Source organism: Xenorhabdus aichiensis, assembly GCF_028598775.1.
Classification (GTDB): Bacteria; Pseudomonadota; Gammaproteobacteria; order Enterobacterales; family Enterobacteriaceae; genus Xenorhabdus; species Xenorhabdus bovienii.
The window spans coordinates 56,657-78,732 of the sequence record NZ_JAQRFO010000012.1 but is presented as its reverse complement, the minus strand read 5'-3'; the positions used below and the strand labels follow the sequence as shown (position 1 = coordinate 78,732).

The 22,076-nt window shown below is 43.1% G+C and carries 25 protein-coding genes; 10 read left to right on the top strand and 15 right to left on the bottom strand.

The features are described from left to right. Positions 1-250 precede the first annotated feature (250 nt). Positions 251-466 (top strand): transcription antiterminator/RNA stability regulator CspE, encoded by a 216-nt coding sequence (cspE, locus tag PSI22_RS07810; protein ID WP_012987298.1) that lies wholly within the window; start codon positions 251-253, stop codon positions 464-466. Between the two features lie 461 nt (positions 467-927). Here cspE and PSI22_RS07805 read toward each other — a convergent pair whose 3' ends face one another. After that, entirely contained in the window at positions 928-1,644 is a 717-nt protein-coding gene (locus tag PSI22_RS07805) for a LexA family protein (protein WP_273579271.1), read from the bottom strand. Positions 1,645-1,744: 100 nt separating this feature from the next. Between PSI22_RS07805 and PSI22_RS07800 the strand changes: the two genes are divergently transcribed. The 8 genes from PSI22_RS07800 to lldD all read left to right on the top strand — a co-directional run bounded on the left by PSI22_RS07800 (position 1,745) and on the right by lldD (position 9,356). Then, positions 1,745-1,939, top strand: coding sequence for a Cro/CI family transcriptional regulator (locus PSI22_RS07800; RefSeq protein WP_038181229.1), 195 nt, complete (start codon positions 1,745-1,747; stop codon positions 1,937-1,939). Positions 1,940-2,051: 112 nt separating this feature from the next. Next, positions 2,052-2,504, top strand: coding sequence for a DUF2335 domain-containing protein (locus PSI22_RS07795; protein WP_273579270.1), 453 nt, complete (start codon positions 2,052-2,054; stop codon positions 2,502-2,504). 212 nt (positions 2,505-2,716) lie between these two features. Continuing rightward, on the top strand, positions 2,717-3,259 hold the full coding sequence (gene ybiA, locus PSI22_RS07790; protein WP_306310534.1) for a riboflavin biosynthesis intermediates N-glycosidase: 543 nt from the start codon (positions 2,717-2,719) through the stop codon (positions 3,257-3,259). 110 nt (positions 3,260-3,369) lie between these two features. Further along, positions 3,370-3,972, top strand: a complete 603-nt coding sequence (locus PSI22_RS07785; protein ID WP_273579269.1) for an RBBP9/YdeN family alpha/beta hydrolase — start codon at positions 3,370-3,372, stop codon at positions 3,970-3,972. A gap of 394 nt (positions 3,973-4,366) precedes the next feature. After that, a complete protein-coding gene (locus PSI22_RS07780) occupies positions 4,367-5,149 on the top strand; it encodes a polysaccharide lyase (protein ID WP_273579268.1) in 783 nt (260 codons plus the stop codon). Positions 5,150-5,356: 207 nt separating this feature from the next. After that, positions 5,357-6,277 (top strand): LysR family transcriptional regulator, encoded by a 921-nt coding sequence (locus PSI22_RS07775; RefSeq protein ID WP_273579267.1) that lies wholly within the window; start codon positions 5,357-5,359, stop codon positions 6,275-6,277. 317 nt (positions 6,278-6,594) lie between these two features. Next, positions 6,595-8,175: an L-lactate permease gene (locus PSI22_RS07770; RefSeq protein WP_273579266.1), complete on the top strand. Its 1,581-nt coding sequence runs from the start codon at positions 6,595-6,597 to the stop codon at positions 8,173-8,175. 38 nt (positions 8,176-8,213) lie between these two features. Further along, positions 8,214-9,356: an FMN-dependent L-lactate dehydrogenase LldD gene (gene lldD, locus PSI22_RS07765; RefSeq protein WP_273579265.1), complete on the top strand. Its 1,143-nt coding sequence runs from the start codon at positions 8,214-8,216 to the stop codon at positions 9,354-9,356. A gap of 56 nt (positions 9,357-9,412) precedes the next feature. Here the strand turns inward: lldD and PSI22_RS07760 are convergent, their stop codons facing one another. The 11 genes from PSI22_RS07760 to PSI22_RS07710 form a co-directional block, all read right to left on the bottom strand. Continuing rightward, positions 9,413-9,919, bottom strand: coding sequence for a DUF1543 domain-containing protein (locus tag PSI22_RS07760; protein ID WP_273579264.1), 507 nt, complete (start codon positions 9,917-9,919; stop codon positions 9,413-9,415). 53 nt (positions 9,920-9,972) lie between these two features. Continuing rightward, complete coding sequence (locus PSI22_RS07755) at positions 9,973-10,761, bottom strand: PhzF family phenazine biosynthesis protein (protein ID WP_273579262.1); 789 nt, start codon at positions 10,759-10,761, stop codon at positions 9,973-9,975. 284 nt (positions 10,762-11,045) lie between these two features. Beyond that, positions 11,046-11,312: a hypothetical protein gene (locus tag PSI22_RS07750; RefSeq protein WP_273579261.1), complete on the bottom strand. Its 267-nt coding sequence runs from the start codon at positions 11,310-11,312 to the stop codon at positions 11,046-11,048. Next, positions 11,313-11,915, bottom strand: coding sequence for a tail assembly protein (locus PSI22_RS07745; protein WP_080718503.1), 603 nt, complete (start codon positions 11,913-11,915; stop codon positions 11,313-11,315). Between the two features lie 641 nt (positions 11,916-12,556). Beyond that, a complete protein-coding gene (locus PSI22_RS07740) occupies positions 12,557-14,218 on the bottom strand; it encodes a terminase large subunit (protein ID WP_273579286.1) in 1,662 nt (553 codons plus the stop codon). Positions 14,219-14,229: 11 nt separating this feature from the next. Continuing rightward, the gene (locus PSI22_RS07735; protein ID WP_038195049.1) at positions 14,230-14,589 is read right to left on the bottom strand and encodes a phage terminase small subunit P27 family; all 360 of its coding nucleotides are present in this window, start codon (positions 14,587-14,589) and stop codon (positions 14,230-14,232) included. A 274-nt stretch (positions 14,590-14,863) separates the two neighbouring features. Continuing rightward, positions 14,864-15,301, bottom strand: a complete 438-nt coding sequence (locus tag PSI22_RS07730) for an HNH endonuclease (protein ID WP_273579260.1) — start codon at positions 15,299-15,301, stop codon at positions 14,864-14,866. After that, a complete protein-coding gene (locus PSI22_RS07725; protein ID WP_046336079.1) occupies positions 15,301-15,603 on the bottom strand; it encodes a head-tail connector protein in 303 nt (100 codons plus the stop codon). The genes PSI22_RS07730 and PSI22_RS07725 overlap by 1 nt, the downstream gene beginning before the upstream one ends. Next, a complete protein-coding gene (locus tag PSI22_RS07720) occupies positions 15,596-16,813 on the bottom strand; it encodes a phage portal protein (RefSeq protein WP_273579259.1) in 1,218 nt (405 codons plus the stop codon). The genes PSI22_RS07725 and PSI22_RS07720 overlap by 8 nt, the downstream gene beginning before the upstream one ends. Before the next feature lie 2 nt (positions 16,814-16,815). Continuing rightward, on the bottom strand, positions 16,816-17,364 hold the full coding sequence (locus PSI22_RS07715) for an HK97 family phage prohead protease (RefSeq protein ID WP_273579258.1): 549 nt from the start codon (positions 17,362-17,364) through the stop codon (positions 16,816-16,818). A gap of 44 nt (positions 17,365-17,408) precedes the next feature. Next, on the bottom strand, positions 17,409-18,563 hold the full coding sequence (locus PSI22_RS07710; protein ID WP_273579257.1) for a phage major capsid protein: 1,155 nt from the start codon (positions 18,561-18,563) through the stop codon (positions 17,409-17,411). 293 nt (positions 18,564-18,856) lie between these two features. On the opposite strand from PSI22_RS07710, the gene PSI22_RS07705 reads away from it, so the two are divergent. Continuing rightward, positions 18,857-19,330, top strand: a complete 474-nt coding sequence (locus PSI22_RS07705; protein ID WP_273579256.1) for a hypothetical protein — start codon at positions 18,857-18,859, stop codon at positions 19,328-19,330. A 31-nt stretch (positions 19,331-19,361) separates the two neighbouring features. Here the strand turns inward: PSI22_RS07705 and PSI22_RS07700 are convergent, their stop codons facing one another. From PSI22_RS07700 to PSI22_RS07690, 3 genes are all read right to left on the bottom strand, one after another. Further along, positions 19,362-19,625, bottom strand: coding sequence for a hypothetical protein (locus PSI22_RS07700; RefSeq protein WP_273579255.1), 264 nt, complete (start codon positions 19,623-19,625; stop codon positions 19,362-19,364). 424 nt (positions 19,626-20,049) lie between these two features. Continuing rightward, on the bottom strand, positions 20,050-21,777 hold the full coding sequence (locus PSI22_RS07695) for a DNA primase family protein (protein WP_273579254.1): 1,728 nt from the start codon (positions 21,775-21,777) through the stop codon (positions 20,050-20,052). Then, positions 21,771-22,076: a hypothetical protein gene (locus tag PSI22_RS07690; protein ID WP_273579253.1), complete on the bottom strand. Its 306-nt coding sequence runs from the start codon at positions 22,074-22,076 to the stop codon at positions 21,771-21,773. The genes PSI22_RS07695 and PSI22_RS07690 overlap by 7 nt, the downstream gene beginning before the upstream one ends.

Here is a 22,076-nt window from a genome sequence, read left to right as displayed (position 1 = left end):
GTACAGTCACTGACGGTGGTGTAAAAAAATCAAATTAAAGCTTGCTAAGTAAATAAAAGTAGTGCTTAATAGCGTCATCGGTTTGGAAGTACAGACCTATTTATGTAAAGCAAGTTTAAAGTAGTTCACCTTTTAGCGCTATCTTCGATACCACTTCATTGCGAATTTCTTCTACTTAGTGCCCATAAGTAAAACAGAAAACAAACCTTACAACGCCTTATGGCAACTTAAAAAATTAAAGGAATTCAACATGTCTAATACAATGACTGGTACAGTTAAATGGTTCAACAGCGATAAAGGTTTTGGCTTTATCTCTCCAAAAGATGGAAGCAAAGATGTTTTTGTTCATTTTTCTGCAATTCAGAGCAATGATTATAAAACTTTAGATGAAGGCCAGGAAGTTTCTTTCTCAGTAGAAAGTGGCGCTAAAGGCCCATCAGCAACTAACGTGATTGCTTTATCTTAAATCACTGCTGAACAGAATAAGACGATGACCTTATGATAGCGATGAAGGTGTAGGCCGGAGCACATAAGGTTATCATAGAAGCCTCGCAGAAATGCGAGGCTTTTTCGTATCTATCAATAGTAGACTGAGAATTTGCAACTCGACCCCGGCAAAATTTACTGTAGTTCGATATACTGAAAGACTCAGGAAATATTCTAGGCTCCGCTCCGGCGTGGTCTTTTATATTTTAGGGTACTAACTGTCTCTTCAAGTAAAATCCTATAGGGTAACACCTGCTGAAAGTTACGCATTGCGTGGTTTTTTTATGCCTGTGTATTCAATCTGAATTAACAAACGGTTAAGACGGAACAATGTCTGCCTGCATATGAAGCCTGCTCAGAGGTGCGTCGAATATAATAAAAATGGCGATCACTTTGCTCATAAATACCCAGCCCCTATAATTTCTTGGCTGATTGCCATTGTTAGGGCAACTTAGCTATCTTGGCTTCTATGACAACACCAACAATATGCACTTTATCATTGAGAGGTATCATATTGTATTGAGGATTCAGAGGCTTTAAATAAGCATCGTATCCTTCGGTAATTAATTGTTTAAAAGTTAGCTCTTTTTCTCCCTCAAGTTTTGCTACCACCAAGTTATCAGCCGTAGGCTTAACATCAGGGTCAACCAAAATGATCATACCTTGCTGTATGTTTAATTCATTCGATGATGCCATTGAATCACCTTTGACTTCTAGCCAGAAAGCATGGGGTGAACATTCAATAGACGTTTCATACCATTGTTCAATATCGTTTCCAGGATATAGCGGTGCAGGTTCTTCACACCAAATACCTGCATTTGCCCAGTTCAGCAATGGATATTGTTTTTGAGGATGCTGATGGGCGGCAAGAGTAGGATCATCACCATAAATCACCTTCAGGAGTTTCCTGGCCTGTTGATCTAATGATGGACTGAAATCTGCAATGCGAACGCCCAATTTATTGGCGAAGTCGGCCGCTCTCTCCAAATTAAGGGCGTTTACACCATTGAGATAGTGTGAAACGGCGCTTTGAGTCATGCCAAGTTCGTCTGCGAATGCATCTTGAGAAGAGATGCCGAGCTGCTTTTGCTTTGACACAAATATGCGCTTCAAACGTTTGGCATCTGCAAGTTGTTCTGTTGCGAGTTTCTTTTTCATGAGCCCATTTTAATACCAACGCTATTAAAATGATAAATACTAAAAGTATTGAAAAATTTAATACTTTGGATATTATTTTGAGGTAGACAGGAGAAAACGTATGGAAAAGATCTTATTATCAGAATATGTGAAGAAAAATGGCCAAGTGAAAGCTGCAAGTCTGGTCGGTGTTCATCAAACCGCCATAAGTAAAGCGTTGCGAGCAGGTCGTAAAATATTTTTGATCCGTCAGGAAGATGGCAGTTACAAAGCCGAAGAATGTCGGCCATTTCCCAGTCAGAAACAGGCTGTATAGAGGAATTAAAAAATATCAGGAGTATGATTAATCGGTATCTATTATTGAACGGACTTAATTATCTCATTGATTTTATTCTGATGTTTTTTGTGTATATTGTTCAGGAGAAGATATGAGTTCTAACATTTGTCATTATTTTAGAGCGATAGGGAGTATTCTTGACATTATGCCCGCAAACGATTATCGCGAGATCTTGGATTCTGATTTATCAGATAGAAATTCCTCGGAAAGTCAGGTGATTTCTCGTTGTTCTGAACCGCTTCCATCCCCTGATGTGTTGAAGAACTATGAGTCAATCCTGTCTGGTTGTGCAGAAAGAATATTATCTTTTAGAGAAAAAGAGCAACGCTTCCGGCATGATAATCAGAAAAAGGCACTTGATAGCATGATCACAAAGGATAGAAGGGGGCAGTGGATGGGATTTTCTATTGCGATGTTTATCTTAACCATAGCGACTGTCTTTGCGTTCAAGGGCGAAATGTTGTTTGCAGGAACGCTAATTACTATTGATCTGGTTGGGCTGGCAGCCGTGTTTGCCATAGGGCGTAAATCAAACATCAAATGATCCTGAAATAACAACGGAAATTATTCATAAAAACATGTAACGATTTTCACTTACTGTTTTTATATCCTCTCAATTTTACTTGAATATTTTTTTGTTGTTTTTATTCCTTATCATAGAATTGATATAATTCGCATCGGCAAGAATAAAAAGAATTTTGGATGGTAGGTTTAACTATCTATTTTAAATAAATTAGCATGTTATAGAGAATTTATATGGACATGAGAACTTTATGTGAACGTTATCAATCAGGAAAAAAACTTAAATATCTTTTTTTCTGGGGGCATAAAAATAATCATACTGATTACATAACAAAATCCTGTCTAAGTCAGTGGTATCCAGCACAATTTATCGTTAATAACGTAAATTATTCCAGCTCTGAGCATTATATGATGGCAGAAAAGGCGCGTTTATTTAATGATTCTGCAACACGGGAGAAAATTATCAATGCTAAAAATCCAGGTGCAGCAAAAGCGTATGGGCGCGAGGTTCGTGGGTTTAACCAATCGATTTGGGATGAATATCGATTGGCGATCGTGATTGAAGGTAATCTGGCAAAATTTTCTCAAAATAACGCTTTGGCAGAGTTTTTATTGAATACGGCAGATAAAATACTGGTCGAAGCGAGTCCTGTTGATCGTATTTGGGGTATCGGGCTGGCAGAAGATTTTGCCAATATTGAGAATCCGTTGACGTGGAATGGTTTGAATTTATTAGGATTTGCCTTAATGGCTGTACGTGAGGAATTAAAAATATAAGGCATAGATTAAATTTTAGCGCCTAAAAATCTAGGCGTTAAAATAGAATGGGAAGGGATAGACAATTTTATTCCCATTCAGTGGGAGTGTTACTCACTAGGATAACGTCAATGACACAACAAACGATAAGTAGTAGCGGCCTATTTTCTGGCAAAAAAATTATTATTGTGCATGGATATAGTGCCTCACCTTCATCACATTGGTTCCCTTGGTTAAAAGAAGTGCTTACTGAGCAAGGTGCGGAGGTTATGGTGCCTGCAATGCCTGAGTCATTGGCACCGAAACCTGAAATGTGGGCCAAGATGTTGATTGATGTAATACCAAAGGCAGATGATGATACAATTTTTATTGGTCATAGCCTCGGTTGTGTCACGTTATTGTGGCATTTGGAGTCGATAAGTTCTACGGCTGACCGAGTTGGGGGATATATTTTGGTTTCTGGGTTTGATTCACCGCTGGAGAGTTTGCCAAAATTAAACATTTTTACAGCCGAACCATTGAGCTATGCATTCTTGCGTGAAGTGACGGAACATCGTATTTCAGTCATTTCTTCCAACGATTATATTGTTTCTCCGCAATCTTCTTATGCTTTGGCTAGTTCATTGCAAACCAAAATCATTAGTGTCGATAATGCTGGGCATTTTCTTGATAGAGAGGGCTTTACCCGTCTGTTACCTGTCTATGATGCTCTAAAAACCATCGTTTCAGGATGAAAATAAAGAGATGAAATCCTGCCAATGCCTCAGTTTATTTTATTTAATCTGAGGCATTGGCGCATCTGGTGTGTGAAGATATTAAATATAAAAGACCAATGATGTATTTTAAAAAACGAGGGTTAATTATAAGGTTTGACTATCGTCAATAATGGGAACAATATAAAAGCATGCATTTTATTGACGTGATTTAATATTGATTGATTTAATTTGTGATTTATTGTTATTGATGTTTTTAAATAAATAATGTCAGTGCTGTGAGATATATTGTAGGTTTTGATTAAAGCGTTGTAACCTTGTATTTGGCACAAATTAATAAATATCTTATTGTAAATACATCTATATCTGGATGTTTATATAGAGGTGAAAATATAAATTATATAAGGAATAAATTATGGCACCTGTCGATTTAACTTCTACTGCTAATCAAAGTCATGATGATTTAATTAACGTAAATTTTGATCATAAAGTAGGGAAATATTCTGCTAAGGATTTCAAATCTGACTGGGGTATTTCACCTTCAGCTTCGTCAGGTCTTAATCAAGGCCGTTTAAATATTGTTGTTGATCCTCAACATGATCGAAATAAAGTACTCGAGATAACTTATCTTGCCAATACCGTCAGTTCCAAAGCGGGAACATCCTTTGATGTGCCTCTGAAAGGTGCTCATCAGGCGTTATGGCTACAATATAAGGTGATGTTCAGTAAAGATTTTATGTGGGTTAAAGGCGGTAAGTTGCCGGGGCTGGCAGGGGGTGATCGCCCGTCAGGGTGCATAGATAATGGCGATTTTGATGGGTTTAGTAGTCGCTTAATGTGGCGAGAGCGAGGAGAGTTGAAGGGATATCTCTATTATCCTGAGAAGGAATCACGATGCGGTGATTATTTTAAATTTGATATCACGTTAAATAAAGGAGTCTGGTATACCTTAACCCAATACGTAAAACTGAATAGCATCGACAAACATGATGGTGTTTATATACAATATGTTAATGGTAAAGAAGTATTTAAATTGAAGGATATCAAATGGCGTAATGAAGGGAACGTTTTTATCGATGCTATAAAATGGAGTTCATTCTTTGGTGGTTCAACGTTGGACTGGGCTCCTCCGGTAGAGCAATATGCTTATTTTGATAATTTTATTGTCAGCATAGAAAAACCGAATAGTATTAAATAGCTATTCTGATGAAATGAAAATGTAAGATTTTAATATTAGCCAATTAATCCAAGAATATTCTTATAATGTACAAAAAATATCTATCTTTTTGCTCACACGCTCAGCGTGTGGGCTACTAAGTATTTTTACGGTGTGGCGAAAGGATTGATTTATCACCTATAGCGTTTAAACTGTCCGCCTTGAATGCACATTGAAGTATACAAGGTTATGTTATCTACTCATGAATATGCAAACGATCTTATTTTGTTTGCTTTGATTGTTGACTGTGGATCGTTCAGTAAAGCGGCAGAAAGTGCAGGTATCACTAGTTCAGTCATCAGTAAGCGTATTGGGCGTCTGGAAAAATCCCTTGGCGCACGTCTTTTGTATCGTACTACACGTAGCCTTACATTGACTGAAAATGGGCGAGTGCTTTATCAACATGCCAAGGAAATAAGTAGCCGAATTCAAGATGCATTATATGCGGTAAGTGAGAAAAGTGATGAATTGACGGGAGTGATCCGTATGTCAGTACCCACAGTTTCAGGCGAATTGCTGCTGAGTGAAAAAGTTGCTGAGTTTTGTAGTTTGCATCCTAAATTGAAAGTTGAGATACGGTTAGAAAATCATTTCGCTGATTTGGTCAATGAGAGAATCGATCTGGCAATTCGTACTGGCACGATGCCGGATTCCAGTTTAATTGCTAGGCCTATCTTGAATTCGCGCTGGGTGATTGTATGTTCTCCCGGCTATCTGGAAATGTATCCGCAACCCAAATCTGCGGAAGATCTTCTTAATCATAACTGTCTCACTTATATCCATCAGGAAAGCGGTACGGCTAACTGGTTGATGAAACAGCCTGATAGCCGGGATATCTACGAATTACAGGTAAATGGAAATTTTTCCTCAAATAATGCATTAGCAATCCGCAAAGCTGTATTGGGTGGGTTCGGTATTGCAATGGTTCCGCGTGTCATGGTGTATGAAGATTTGCAGACAGGAAAATTGGTGGAAATACTTAAGGGATATAGTGGAAAAGTTTTGGGTGTTTATGCTGTTTATCCTTATACCCGAAATTTACCTTTGAAAATCCGAATGTTGATTGAGCATATTATGATCTCTTACAAAAATATCAGTCATTATTTTTGATATTCCTCTCTGCTGATAACTAATATTCAGCAGAGATTATGTCATTTTTGGATATAGTCTATTGAAAATTCATGTCTAATTAGTGTGATGTAACCGCTTTTATTATTTCAATGATGCATGCATCCATATGATTTTTATGATATTTAATCATATCCGTATGACATGATAATTTCGCCGAAAATTTATATTATTCCTTATTGTTAAAAAATAGTGACGTAGGAGCTTAGGAAAGGTTGTGATTATAATGGCGTCGTTATGAAGAATTAACTTTTTAGCTACATTCTTTGCCTTATAAAAATAGTCACTATGAGGATTTTATGCCCTTATTTTTCAGCATTGCTCCGATTGTCCTGCTGATTTGGATGATGACCAAGCGTAACGGTATTCCATCCTATATGGCTCTGCCATTGACTGCGGTTATAGTTTATTTCACACAACTATTTTGGTTTGAATCTTCGTCATTATTGCTGCATGCAAACATCATTACGGCTTTGGTTTCCGTTCTGACTCCTATTACCATTATCTTAGGAGCAATATTACTTAATAAATTGATGCAAATCAGCGGAGCTGAAGATGTTGTACGCAACTGGCTGGAAAATATCAGTCCCAACCCCGTCGCTCAGTTGATGATTATCGGTTGGGCTTTTGCTTTTATGATTGAAGGAGCCAGTGGTTTTGGTACACCGGCGGCGATTGCCGCTCCAATATTGGTTGGTTTGGGATTCAATCCATTGCGTGTTGCTTTGCTGACTTTGGTGATGAATTCTGTACCCGTTTCTTTCGGCGCGGTGGGGACTCCCACATGGTTCGGTTTCGCCAATCTTGGCTTACTTGATGACAATTTATTGGAAATTGGGCGCTTAAGTGCGTTGATTCACTTTGTCGCTGGCTTTGTCATTCCGTTACTGGCACTGCGGTTTATTGTGTCGTGGCAGGAAATTCGTGGAAACATCCTATTTATCTTCTTAAGTATTTTGAGCTGTACCATGCCTTATTTGTTATTAGCTCAGGTCAATTATGAGTTTCCTGCATTGATAGGCGGTGCGATTGGGCTGGCTCTGTCAGTATTATTTGCTCGCTTAGGTATCGGAATAAAACGTTACGAGAAAAAAGGTACTGTTCAGGTTGTGCCTTTCAGCAAGATTATCAAAGCGATGATGCCAACCTTGTTATTAATTGTGATTCTGATAATTACCCGTATTCACCAATTAGGGATCAAGGGGCTATTGAACAATGCCGATATCCAGTGGCAATTGAATTTGGGATGGTTAGGTGAACTTAATGTCAGTAAATCTCTGATTATTAACTTACAACAAGTGTTGGGTACGTCAGCTTCTGCCAGCTACAAAATATTATATGCACCGGCAATTATCCCGTTCCTGTTGGTTGTGCTGTTGTGCATCCCACTTTTTCAGCTGAACCGCTATCAGGTAAAACAGATGTTCTGTGAAACAGGATCACGGATTTTCAAGCCATTCATTGCGCTGTTTGGTGCATTAGCGATGGTCAACATCATGATGTTGGGCGGAGAAAATGCACCAGTGATTATCATTGGTAAGGCATTGGCCGTAATGACGGGGGAAAGTTGGCTCCTGTTCTCTTCGTTCCTTGGGGCGCTTGGCTCATTCTTTTCGGGATCCAATACCGTTTCTAACCTGACATTCGGCGGAATTCAGTATTCCATCGCCCTGAACGGCGGAATGAATGCCAATTTGATGCTGGCGCTCCAATCTGTTGGTGGTGCTATGGGCAATATGATTTGTCTGAACAATATTATTGCTGTCTGCTCTATTTTGGGTATCGCCAATGCAGAGGGACAAATCATGAAAAAAACCATTTTACCCATGCTGGTTTATGGGGTCATCGCGGCTGTCATGGCCCTGATTCTGACATTCTAAAAATGCGTAAATAAGTTCTCAACATTAAGGTACATATTATGATTATTTCCGCTTCAACTGATTATCGGGCAGCAGCACAGGCCAAATTACCGCCTTTTCTGTTTCACTATATTGATGGCGGAGCTTATGCAGAGCATACCCTTAAACGTAATACTGAAGATTTATCTAACATTGAGTTACGCCAGCGTGTATTGAAAAATATGTCTGAACTGAACCTGGAAACCCGTTTATTTGGGGAAAAAATGGCAATGCCCGTGGCGCTGGCTCCTGTGGGTTTGTCCGGTATGTATGCACGTCGTGGTGAGGTGCAGGCCGCACGGGCTGCGGCCAAAAAGGGAATTCCGTTTACTTTATCTACTGTATCGGTATGCCCGATTGAAGAAGTGGCTTCAGCTATTGACCGCCCAATATGGTTTCAGCTTTATGTACTGAAAGATCGTGGTTTTATGCGTAATGTGCTGGAGAGGGCGCAGGCGGCGGGAGTTAAAAATCTGGTGTTTACTGTTGATATGCCGACTCCTGGAGCGCGCTATCGTGATGCACATTCTGGCATGAGTGGCCCGAATGCTTCCATGAGACAAATCTTGCAAGCGATGACTCATCCTCAATGGGCATGGGATGTGGGACTAATGGGCAAGCCGCATGATCTCGGCAATATTTCCGCGTACCGTGGTATACCAACCAAGTTGAAAGATTACATTGGCTGGTTGGGAAATAATTTTGATCCGTCAATATCCTGGAAAGACTTGGAATGGATCCGCGATTTTTGGAAAGGGCCAATGATTCTCAAAGGTATTCTTGATCCAGAAGATGCCAAAGATGCTGTGCGTTTTGGTGCTGATGGGATTGTGGTTTCCAACCATGGGGGACGCCAGCTTGATGGTGTTTTATCGACGGCGCGTGCTTTGCCAGCGATTGCAGATGCTGTTAAGAATGACATCACCATTCTGACTGATTCTGGTATCCGTACTGGATTAGATGTGGTGAGAATGCTCGCTTTGGGAGCGGATAGTGTCTTGTTGGGGCGCGCTTTTGTTTACGCGCTGGCAGCAGCAGGGGAAGCCGGTGTTTCCAATCTGCTGGATCTGATTGATAAAGAGATGCGAGTAGCAATGACATTGACAGGTGCAAAGTCAATCGCAGAGATCAATTCAAATCTGCTGGTAGGCAAGCAAGGTTAATCAATTGTAGCTGTTGTTTATGGTCAGCAGAGGTTATTCTGCTGACCGACACCCAATTAGATTCCGATGGGACGATACCCCTGCCATTCCGGTTTATCAGGCTGACCGTCAGGATTTTCAGCTAAATGGATGTAATAGCTATTCACTGACCCTAAAAGCAAGCAGTCATCGACATCTTTCAGGTTATCTTTATGCAGTTGGCCGTAGCCAGCAAGTAAGCTTTCCTTGGCTTTTTGTTTAGCTTCTTCGACTGTGTGGGCTATAAAGAACCCGAACTCATGGGCTTCTGCCAGTGAATCTTTTTGGTAGCCTCCAACGTTGACGAAATAGAGCTGCATTTCTCCATGATATTCATCATGACTGAGCGTAATATCATAACCGTCAGCCCATGTGATAGGCATATAACCATCCAGATGCAGTTTATCTTTATCGCCAAACCAGACCTCGCGTAATACAGGATAGGCTTTTTCGACCTGATCCACTGCAACAAATTGGACATCGTGAACTTCGATATTGGATTTTCCGGCATTACCACCCAGGTAAAACATATATAACAGATTCATATTATATCTTATTTTATAATTTTATTATGTTATTGTTTGTAACAAATGGAGGATTACTGGTCTTCAAGCAATATTTGCCCATGGGAAAAAAGTTTTGCTTTTCCAGTCAAATAAACGCGATTGCCGTCTATTTTACATAATATATCGCCTCCTCGTTCGGAGAGTTGGCGTGCATGGAGTGTTGATTTATTGAGTCTTTTTCCCCAGAAGGGCGTGAGAACACAGTGGGTTGAACCCGTCACGGGATCTTCATTGACGCCTTTTGCTGGAGCAAAATAACGTGAAACAAAATCAACAGGTGACTCACCGGGAGCGGTAATGGTAAGCCCAGCTAAGGGAAGAGCGGCGATTTTATTAAAGTCAGGTTGGGTATTGAGAACTTGATCAGCAGAATCCATCACGCAAATATAGCGATCATGTGAGGCGAACACTTCGTTGATATTTTGCCCCAGAGCGTCCTGCATAATAGAGACGAGCGTTTTTTCTTCATGACAATCAGTAGCGGCAAAATCCAATGTGAAAATACCTTCTTGATGAGATACACGAAGCTCACCGGAAAGGCTTGTGAACGTGATCGGGTTATCTTGGCAAGATTGGTGTTCGATGAGGACGAAAGCGGTTGCCAGCGTCCCATGCCCACATAAATTCACTTCGACTTTAGGTGTAAACCAACGTAGTTGATTTCCTACCAGAAAGGCTGTCTCTGAAAGATTAATTTCTGCGGCAATGGCAATCAACGCTTCATCTGTTAGCCATTTATCCAGCAAAACAACAGCGGCAGGGTTGCCAGAAAAGGATTTTTCCGTGAAAGCATCGACATGATAAATAGGGTATGATTTCATAATTTTGATATAACTTTTTGATTTAATATATATTAATGTTTATTTTTAACAGAATTATTTATAATTGTTTATACAGTTATTTATATATAGAGCGCTGAACAAACCTATAAACAAAGCATAAGATAAAAACAATACGAAAGAAAAGAAAGGATAAGAATAAATAAAATTAGGCCAATACACCAAACATCCAGACCTAATGACTACCGACGAATTTCGTCGGAAGTGAGTAGGTTGGTACGTTTAACGTTCTGAGCTATAGAGGTCGCGACGTATTTCGTCGGAACCTATTGAGTGATTGAGGAGACAGCCAACTGATATCCCTGCCAGTAAGAAGATTTCCCCATAACAGTGATCACCTGACCTTTCTGTAACAGCATCACCGAGAGCGCCATCTCATCAAAGCCCACGACACGCAACGGGTAATCACTGCGCTTATCGCTCTGTACTTGCATGGTAGCGACTGCCATCACTTTACCTGTTTGGCACTTTATACGCTTGGGGGCAACGGTTATCTTCCCTGTGACCGTTGCTGTATGAGATTGAGTTGCCATTTATTGCTGGTCTTCGGTATAGATACCTGCTGAGATAATCGCCCCACCGATTTCACGTGTCCCGTACAGAACGGGAACTGGATTCCCTTGTGCGGTCGTATTTACCGGGCCACCAAACGCATAGGAGGGTTTATTTTCGGGTGACTCACGCATTCTCAGCCCGGGCATCTGAGGGGATAGCATCTGGACAACGCCACCGAGTGCCATTGATGCCCCCGCAGCCCCAACGGAAAAAGCCATATTCGCAGACATAAATCCGACAGGACTCCACACAGCTAGAGCCAGCAACGCAACCCCTAAAATCGTTTGAAACAGTCCGGCGCGTTTACTGCCGATAATGACTGGCAGGAGATGAATAGTTTCCGTGCCTTTTGTCATATCAATTTCGTCCTGACTGATATTTTTGCCGCCAACAAAAATGGCAAATGTCAGCCCTTTTTTATGTGCTTCCGTCATATACTTTTCAAAACCGGGCAACAGGCAACGCATAGCACTCATTGCATGACGAGCATCTTGTGCTTTGTATTTAAATTCTTTGCCGAAACGAGAAATAAGAGAACCATGTAAACGCACGGTTCGCATGGGAACATCGATAAAAGCCATAATTACCTCTGGATGATCTGGTTTTTCAATCATGGTAAGAATCAATAGGTTAAAATTATAACACTTTCCTATGATTCACTGCGAACGTAATACGTACGGAGTCACTGAGTTACATTAAGTAACCTTGTGCTGGACGGCTTAAACTCAAGCCCTCCTGCGTTGTGATTTCCACAATAGAGGGTAATACATTGCCTCTATCTCGCTCTTTTGTGCACCTCTTAATGAGTTGTGCAAAGTTTGTGAGTAAATATCATTTACGCTCACCGTCATTTGCGACTGACCCACTGTCAGTCACACCCAAAATCCGATTACCGGATATTGAATTTTGCATCGACGAATTTCGTCGGCACAAATATTCATCATTTTGCATACCGATATTATCGGCGCTCAAATTATAAGCAGACCCCAAATCTGGCGTCTGATTAAATATCAATGGGTTATCACCAAAGCCCGAATTAGGGCTTTGCCCTGCTAAAAGGTATGGTGATTTCCCCTATACCTAAGATGGGATATCATACTTTGAGATGGTCACGATTTTGACCATCTATGGCAACTATAGGGATTTCCCCAATAGTTAGTTAACTCCTTGATTTTATTAATCTCTGTCCCTGTGACAGAAATAAGCAATATCAATGGGTTAACTAAATCCCATCAAAGCTAGCCAGTCGTTGCCTTTGTTCATCACTGAGACTGAAAGCAAACTCTTCATGCTCACTCTGCCATGTGCCAAAGCTCATCAGGAACGCAATGGCGGGGTCAATCTTGTTCGCGGACTTCTTCTTGTTCGGCTTGATATTGGCGTTCGCGTCTGTCTCCATTACGACATTAGACATCGCCCACGCAAGCACCGGATCGCCGTTGTGACGAATGACTTTGCGGTTAACAAACACCTCGGCAGATTTAGCCACCGGACTAAAGCGCATATAAGTTTGCGGGAATGGCTCAACCTCAACCCCAGCGCCTTGTAGCTGAGTTCTTAAGTGTGTAGCGTTCCATGTATCAAAACCCACTAACTTGATATCAAAGTGCTGGCTGTCTTTGAGAATGTCATCACGGATACGATCATAATCAATGCAGTCGCCCGTTGTGGTGCGTATCCAGCCTGATTGCGCCCATTGACGGTAAACCGCCCGATTCTTATTGGCAGGGTTCTGTAGCTGGGCTTCGGGCAGGTAATGACGGGTCAGTAATAACAGTTCATTATCCACGGGGAAGGTGTAACAGATGCTGGTGATATCACCCGTTGAAGATAAGTCCAGTCCGGCGTAACACTCCAAGCCTTTCAGGTCGTTCTCGTCATAATCAGTCTTACAGGCTTTCCACGCCCCTTCACCCATCCACGGTGTTTCGCCCTGGCACCAGATATTAAAGCGTTTGGTTAACATTTCCGTCCATTGTGAGGGAATGCCACGGGCTTTCTGTATCGTGTCATGCAGTGCGTCACTGTCTACCGAGACATTGAGATTGGGGTTAGCCTTGATCCAAAGCGATTCATCATCAATCTCGTTCTCGTCGTCCAGTTCGTAGATCAGGGCAAACAGCGAGGCGTTGTGTTCTTCGCCATTCAATATCTGACAACAATAATCATAATGCTGTTTACAGGCGGATATCACGTTACTGCCCGCCGTGGTAATGGCAAACAGGACACCTTCGGGACGTGCGCCCATCCCCAATTCAAGGGCAGAATATACAGCGTTATCGGGGTGCAAATGGTACTCATCCACAATGGCAAGGCTGGGGTTAGTCCCCTCAATCGTGGCGGCTTTGGCTGCCAGTGGCTTTAACAGGCTGTTGCTCTTTGGATAGGTCACTTTGTGCTGTTGGATAGATACCCGTCTCTTGAACGGCTTTGATAACAGGCACATCTGGCGGGCATCATCAAAGACAATACGCGCCTGATCCCGACTGACAGCGGCGGTGTAGATATCCTGCTGTCCCTGTTCCATCACCAAGAACCAGTTCGCCAGTATCGCGGCAACCGTAGATTTCGCATTTTTGCGCGGCACCTGAATGTAAGCACTGCGGTATTTTCTGCGTCCGGTGGCTTTGACTTTGAAGCCGAACAGGTTGGCAAAGGCAAATTGCTGCCACGGCTCCAAGACAATCGGCTTACCCCGCAAATGGCCTTTGACGTGTGGACAGAGACGGGAGAAGGCAATAAAACGCTCTACCACCTCAGAATCAAACGTATAAATCGGGTTATTCAGGTCGTTATGATAGCGTTTCACGGCCTGTTTCAGACGCTTACAGGCCGGAATTGTGCCATTTTCGACATCAAGAGCGTACTGCTCCCACGCATTCACTGTGACCTCACTCATGCAATCAGCACATCTAAATCATCAGGCTCGTCGCTTTCTATCGGATTTCGGCGGCGGGATACCGGATCAAAACCCAGCAGTGACGACATTTTTATCATGATTTTTTCGGCATCGGCTTTCGCTTTCAGCGAGGGATTACTGGTCGCTGCGCCGCGTGAACCTTCCACCGCGAACCCGCGTAATTCAATGTCGGCCACGGCTTTACGGTAAATCGCATAATTGACGCAATACAGTTCTAAGTTGTTCCAGTCTGCCGGACTGAGATCCTCCCGTTCGTTAAGAATCTTGGCTTTCGATTTCCATTGCTCGGCAGCGATATCATTTAAATAAACTGGGGGTTTGGGTGCTCTTGCCATAATGTATTGTTTCCTATAAACATTACTGCTATTGAAAAAAGTGCCGCGCATAAAAATTTGAGGAGGCGGCGGTGCCACGAGGCAGGGCATTTGTCATTTTTGATACCCCTACCCCCTCTGAGTGCTTCTCTAACGATTTCGAAAGCATTCCATTAGCTCCTTATTGCGTTGTGTCTTGCGCCTCGCTGTAGGCTTCTTAGGCGCAATCTGATTTTGTTGTCGATAGGGTTCGCTGTGCTTCAATAGCCCTTTGATTAGTTGTTCTGTCTCTTCCTTATTCATGCTGGTACATCCAGTCATTACGCTTTGCCGCTTCTGCTTCCAGTTCCCGATATTCACCATTCTTGCGCTTCTGCTTGGTTATCGGGTCATGCTTAAATGTCTTGGTGTTATGGCAGCTATGGCATAAGGCTTGATGATTAGATGCAGGCCAGAACAACACATCACTACCACCATTAATCGGGATAATGTGATCCACAATGATTGCAGGTGTGTAACTGTTCTGCTTTAAGCAATGCACACATAACGGGTTAGCCTTGAGGAATTGCAGGCGGTATTTATCCCATGCAGGCGTATAGCCACGCTCACGCCTTGAACCTCGTTGTTTATCCTGCTGTCGGCTGATTTCTCGTTGATGCTCCACACAGCGACCCAACTTTACCCGCTGTTTGCATCCGGGATAATTACAGCGCTTTAAAGGTTGCCACGGCATCAGTAGATCCCCACATCACGATAGACAGACCACAATGACTTGATAGTGAAAGGCACTTCTTTCAGTTCTGCCTCTATTGCCATTGCCCGATTCTCATACAGCAAACCGATATAAAGCAGGCAGCCCACCTTGATGGCCGGTGTCAATTCCAAGCCTTCATCAAACCGTTTGCCGATATGTTGCTGGCAGACTTCTAACGCAGCGTCGGCATAGCCCTTAAGGAGTGCATCCTCAAGCGTATCGCTTTCATCTATCCGGCAATGCTGCTTGATTTCATCCAATGTTATGAGAGGGTTACTCATCTTTCACCTCGGTTTTTTTAATACTGACCTCTTGCTTCCATGCCTGGCTAAACTCATCGCCACCATCACGGGGGGATAATCCCTCGCGTTCACGGGCTTCATTCGGACACATGACACCGGATTTAATCGCCGTCTCGTAGCTCTGGAAGCGTTCTTTCGGATTGGCACGAAGCAAATCGGCGGTATCAAACTCGACTTGGTAACGAATGCCGTGTTTCGGGGATGCCATCAGTAAGGCGGATTTGATTTGTTGCTCAAAGTTGGCCAGCCACGGGCGCATGGTGATAGTCAGAAAAGCGCGTGAGGCTTCACTAAAGTTGCTGTAGGTGCTGTTCGAATACTCTTGCAGAAAGATCGGGCTGACGTTGAACATACGGGCGATATCGTCAATCGTGAAGCGACGGGAAGCCAGCCACTCAGCATCTTGGTTACTCATGCCTAATTGCTGGTAGTCCATGCCGCCTTCAAGGATCGGCGTTTTCCCTGCATTGCGAGCGCCTTTATAACGTTCGAGTGCTTCCAGTGCCTTAGCGCCTTTTGTACCATCCAGCCACTCACCGGATTTAATTACCCCTGCCGCCATCATGCCGTCTTTCATGATGCTGGCTCCGTGGCGTTGTTGTGCCAGTCCCAAGCCCAGCGTTTCACGGCAAATAGTGACTGGTGAGCGCCCTAAAAAGCCATCTTCGGTGGCATAGCGTAAATGCAACACTTCTTCTTGCAGATAGGTTTTGACCTTGCCGCTATAGGGTTCGGTGATGGTGTAAGAAAACCTATGATCGGATAATCGTTGCGCTACCACGGCTGACGGTGGGTAAGGGTGTAAGGATTGTGGCTGACCGTCCCGCCCCCAGACAATCACCGCATAAGCATTTCCATTGAGTAAGCAATGACGCATCAACGTTCGTTTAAACTGAAATGGGGTCTGGCAGTCATTCGGGCACTCATTCAGCAAATAATCTACGGGATGATTACTGAGCCACTCGCGGGATTCTTTGCCGTTCTGGTGCTGAACCCGATACAGGTAACAAGGCATGGTGGCCACCGCTTCACTAATCACCGTAACAGCGTTCATCACGGCGGGTAAGCCTTCTGCTGTAGACGGTGAAACATGCTCGCCCGATTTGGTGTTAGACACGCCCGCCAGAGAAAGAAACTCATCAATGCTCATGCTGCGGGTTTCCGTGTCTTTTCGCTTAAAAGGCCACATAGTTACACCTCGGACAGTTGCAGCCAGTAATGACGCAAATCAGCATGATTAGGCTTGACGGCATTCAGGGAACGTCTGGCAATCTCTACCCCGCTTTCAGGGTAGGCGGGCAAGCTGGTGATGGTGATTTCCCTCAGTTCCGCTTCTAAAACGGTTCTGATATACGGTTCCTGACCAATATCCCACTGATCTTTTAGCGCCCTGAATCCAAAGGACATACCAGAGATATCACCCCGTTCAACCAGAGTCAGCACATCACGCCCTAGCTGGGTGTCGGGTGGGGTTAACTCGAAACGTAATCCGGTGGTATCTTCGGTCAACTGCAACGTACCCGATGTGGTACGGCCTAACAGGTTCATGTGATCATGTTCATAAAGTGCCCGAACATCGGTATTGTTTGTCAGACTGTTCGCAAAGGCATTCGGGGCGAACTGTTCAATAAATTCATCCCACAACACATGGGATCGGCTGTTCCACTTAATCACATAGCCTGTCAGTTTCTTATCACTGGCAGACAGGGAGGCGGTGCGGATTTCAAAATCGTTATTCATCTTATGGACTCCAAGACTGAAAAGGGGCTTTTCGCCCCTCTCGCTTATTTACTGGTTGCTTTCACTTCCAGCACCTTGATGGCGTTGGAGTCCACCAGACCGCCGCCCAGATATTTATCGGTACACACCTTATAAAATCCCGGCTCGGTGATATTGTCAGGGCGGGTACGGGTGCCGGTTTCATGGTCAACAATGAAATAGCCGCGCTTGAAGTCACCCAGACCAATCACGCCATCCGGCATAAATTCAAGGTAATGGACAGACAAGCCCAACAGCATATCGGGATCACCGGCTTGTAAACGTTCGCGCCAGATATAATCCCCGTTACCGTTTTTCAGCTTTTGCACCTTAGCGGCAGTCGTGGAGTTCATCACCCAGACAGAATTTTTACGGTATTTATTCTTAAGCAGGAACTTAAGATCAATCAGGCTATCAGCCTCAAGCGTGGTGGCTTCCAGTTTTTGCAGTGTGCCAAAATCACGCACCTTGTCGCTTTTCGTGTCACGGGGATAAGACAGAAAGCCTTTCGCTTTTTTACTGCCGTCACCGCTGACAAGATCCGTTTCTTCGGTATCCACGAACGTATCGGCAATCTCTGAGGTCAACCAGCCCAAAATATCGACATCGCTAAAATCGATGATTTCTTGGGTGGTTCTGGGGTAGGCGTAGATAGGAAACAGCTTGATGCTGACTTCTTCCATTTTCGGTGTGGCTGTCTCACCCCGTGCCTTACCTTCTTCCCCGTGGGCTACGGCTGCCCCACCGACCGAAACAAGCTGTTTATACTCGTTGCTGCGGGTGGTTTTGAGCGTACAGATTTGACGCATGACCGACTCATCAGCCAGTTGCTGCATGATCTGTTTATTCAGTTCAGGGATAACGGTATAACCGCCCTCTGAGGGAACGCCCGTAGACAAAGCGCGGGTTTCTCCGGTCAGAATATAGTGGCGCAACTCGTCATTGCTGAGGTTTTCGCGGGTCGGCTGGGGTTTGCTTACCTGATTGCGTTCTTCATCAGACAGTACCTCATAACGGGCGATTTCTGCATTCAGAGCATCGGACTGACTACGCAGTTCGTCAAACTGTTTGGCTTCATCGGCAGTCAATGAACGCTTTTCGTCTTCGGATTTGGTGAGCAGCGAACGCATTTGTTCGGTAAAGGTGGCTTTTTGCTGGCGTAATTCGAGCAGTTTTTTCATGAAAGGGTTTCCGTAACAATGATGTTAAGACGTGAAACCAGCTCTGAGAGGGGCAGGCCGAATAATCTTTTTCTGCGTCTCGCAGGCTACTTCTCGCAGCTTGATTAAACGGCCTTGTGGCGGCTCACGTCTGAGTGCCATCTCTCAATATATATATGAAAAATATAATAAAAAGCCCCATGCTGAGAGGGGCTAAACAGGCGGAAACATGAGGACGGAATATTTACATTTCTTTTAATAAAACATAATCTAATATTTTCATTAATTTTTTAATCTAATAGTGAGGTCTTTTTATGTCAGAACATAACATTTTATCAGCGATGTTCATTCAACAGCGTATTCAGGTTCTACATCTTGGTATGCATCATGACACATATCCCGATGCTTACCTATATGCATGGGAATCCGGTGTATATCCATTTCTCAGCGATACAGACGGAAGTGTTCCCAGAAAACCCCATGAGCCTTATTTCGATTTTTTCCAAGTATCAAAGTCAAAAGGTGAGTCCTTAATAAAGAGACTGGACGATGCCTGGTTAGCAGAGGAGGAATTAACATTCTATGGTCTTGAGGATGAGTTGAAGATTCAACTTGGTTTTTCAGAATGGAGTCGTTCAGATCTATTACACCTTTGCCGGTACTTTTACCTGAATAAACTCTTTGATGCACAGTTCTGGAAAATCCTGACAACTAATGGGAAATGCCCCACAGAAGCTCATAGCATCACATATCCATTCGACAAGGCTCAAGATATTTATTTTATGTAATGCTATGGTCTGCTTAGTGCAGACCATATTATTATTTCTCACTCAACTGTTTTTCAGTTCTTGGTATTTTTGTTCTAAATTCCAATAATTGCTCAATTATCACATCCAACTGCTCTGTATTTTTGGCAATAACCTGATTTGATAATGTGTGCACTAGGAAACCATGTGGATCTTCATAAAAATAAGCCTCACTCTTAACAATATCACGATAGTCACTCGTGCTTAGTAACTCAATGCTGTCAGGTATTCCATGTTCCAAATTAAATTCGTTCAGTTCTTCTTGTGTAATCGGCATATTATCTCCTAAGTAAAATATATTTATACCTGCCAGAGAATACCCCCGTGAAAATCTTTTTGCATCTCTTACTGAATAGCTTATACCACACAAAATCAGAAGCTATTCACCCACCCAATCATTAATGTATTAACTCGTATTTGATGGTTTAAAGTTTAGAAAAAATGCGCCGGGGTTATCTACCTTATCTACTAAACTCGCTCATCTCTTGCGCTGCAAGGCTTTGAACGGGTAGATAACTTATGTTTTACTATCTACCTGTTGTCTACCTAATTTTGTGTCCTCTACCTATTCTGATTTCAATTTGGTAGACAAGGTAGATAACAAGTAGATAACTAAAAAAGGGTTATCTACCTAAATATCTATATGATTAATATAAATAATTTTCCATTTGGTAGACAAGGTAGATAACCAAACACTATTTTTATAAAAACTCGTCTGCTTTATCGGTTAGTTGTACGTTGGTTTGCCGTCTGCCCTGAATAGTTCTGGTGAGGTATTCCGATTTATATTCTTTAGCGGCTTCCTTTACCGCTTTCCCGAACTCGGTCACACTCAACGGACGGCCTAGTCCTTGATATTCCATAAATGATAGATAAAGGTGGTAAAGATATTTCCTTGGCTGGCGCTCTTCTTCTGCTTTGCGTCCGCCCCCCATTTCCAGACCTCTAGGCTCACCCATAAATGCCAGTGCTGCACAAAGATCTAATACAGGGTTTGAGGCTCGTTTCACTTCTAACGCTTCGTCACTATCGCGCTGTTCAATCAATAAAACCTTGGCTTCTTCTGGGTCGTCAAATGCGGCCAATAATCGACGAACGATAACAGGGATTTCACTGGCTATCTTTTTAGACAAATACGGGTCTTTATCTTCTTCTTTGACCTTGTTGTTAAATTGATAAATAACGCGCCTACGCGCCACTCCACCAGCCCGCTCAGTAAATATCATCGGAGTATTGTTTGTTGCTATGACAACCGCACGTATGATAGCGGTATACTGTTGTTCATGCTTGGGGTCAATTTCTACCGCGTCACCGCCGGTAATGGCTTTTATACCTGTACCTTCACCCGTATATTTAGGTTGGTCAGGTAAAGTGATCATGCTTTTGCCGACAAATTGCGCCCGTCCTCGTGCACTGTCTAACGCTGCCATATTGCCACTAGCTGTATTATGCTGACCTGCTAATAATGTCGCTACCTGAGTAAAAACACTTTTCCCGCTACCACCTTCCCCGGTGATTTCAAGGAATAATTGCCAGTCATAGCGATTAGCTAAAACCATGTATAGCGCTGCAAATATCCGTTTCATTTTATAGGGATCTTTACCCGCAGCATGATCTAACCATTTATGAAAATGAGGCGCATCATCACGCAAGTTTTCATCCGGTGACGCTGGGGTGTACTCAATACCATTGTGATTTAACAGCCAGTTATCAGGTTTATGAGGTGAAAATTCTTTCGTCTCAATATTAAATACACCATTTGCAAAAGGAATAATGCTTTTGCAGGGTTCTCCCATCACTGGAATAACAATTTTTAATGCTTCAACGACATTGTTAAGCTCCCGCTTACTAAAATTGGTTTGGTGTTCAGAATACACCTTTGCCATTTCTCGGCTTAATTCTAAACATGACGTTTTCTTCCATGTTCCAGACTGATAAGTATAGAAACCCTCACTTTCAGGATGTACAGCGATCCCCTCATAGCATTCAGCAAGTAATAAAGCTTTTTCATTATCTGCTAATTGGGTAAGGTTGTTACTCGCTCGCTTTTTCTTTACTGGTTTATTAGCGGGTACAGGCCATAAGTGATTAATCCGTTTTATATCGGTCAGAACGGCGCTTAACTCTTCCTGAGTGACATTTTTCAAAACCAGCTCCTTACGTTTCTCTTCCGCCTTTTTCTGGCTTTTAGCTGAATGATAGCCCTGTTCAGTAAACCAATCGGGGGTTATCTCCCCCTCCATTACTAGCGATCGCATACTGACCGCCAACGTATTTAAACGATGATCAACGGGGTAGCGTAAAATAGACGCATCCGCCTCCGCTTTTTGTGGTGGTACACCTTGTTTTATCCACAGGTAAACACTGGCAAAAAGCGAATCTGACCATTCAGGCAATTTCTCATGCCCGATATCAATATGACTTACCATTTGGGGAACCCCTCACGGTGATGAATTTCAAAATCCGCATGCTGTGCTGTGTCGTTCAGCGCTTCGGCAATCCTCGGCAAATACATCAGGGCTTCACCGATACGGCGCAAATCGTCCCTTGCCTGACAATCTGCATAGTTTTCATTATCGGCAGACCAGAAAGCCAGTTCCCCCATCGCTGACATTGCCGCCATCACTGCGCTATGTGCGCCATCTGAGTGCTTACGCAGATCTTTAATTTCCTCAGTGCTCATAGCGTTAAAGTTGTTGCGTACTAAGTGGTTATAGATATCAGACAT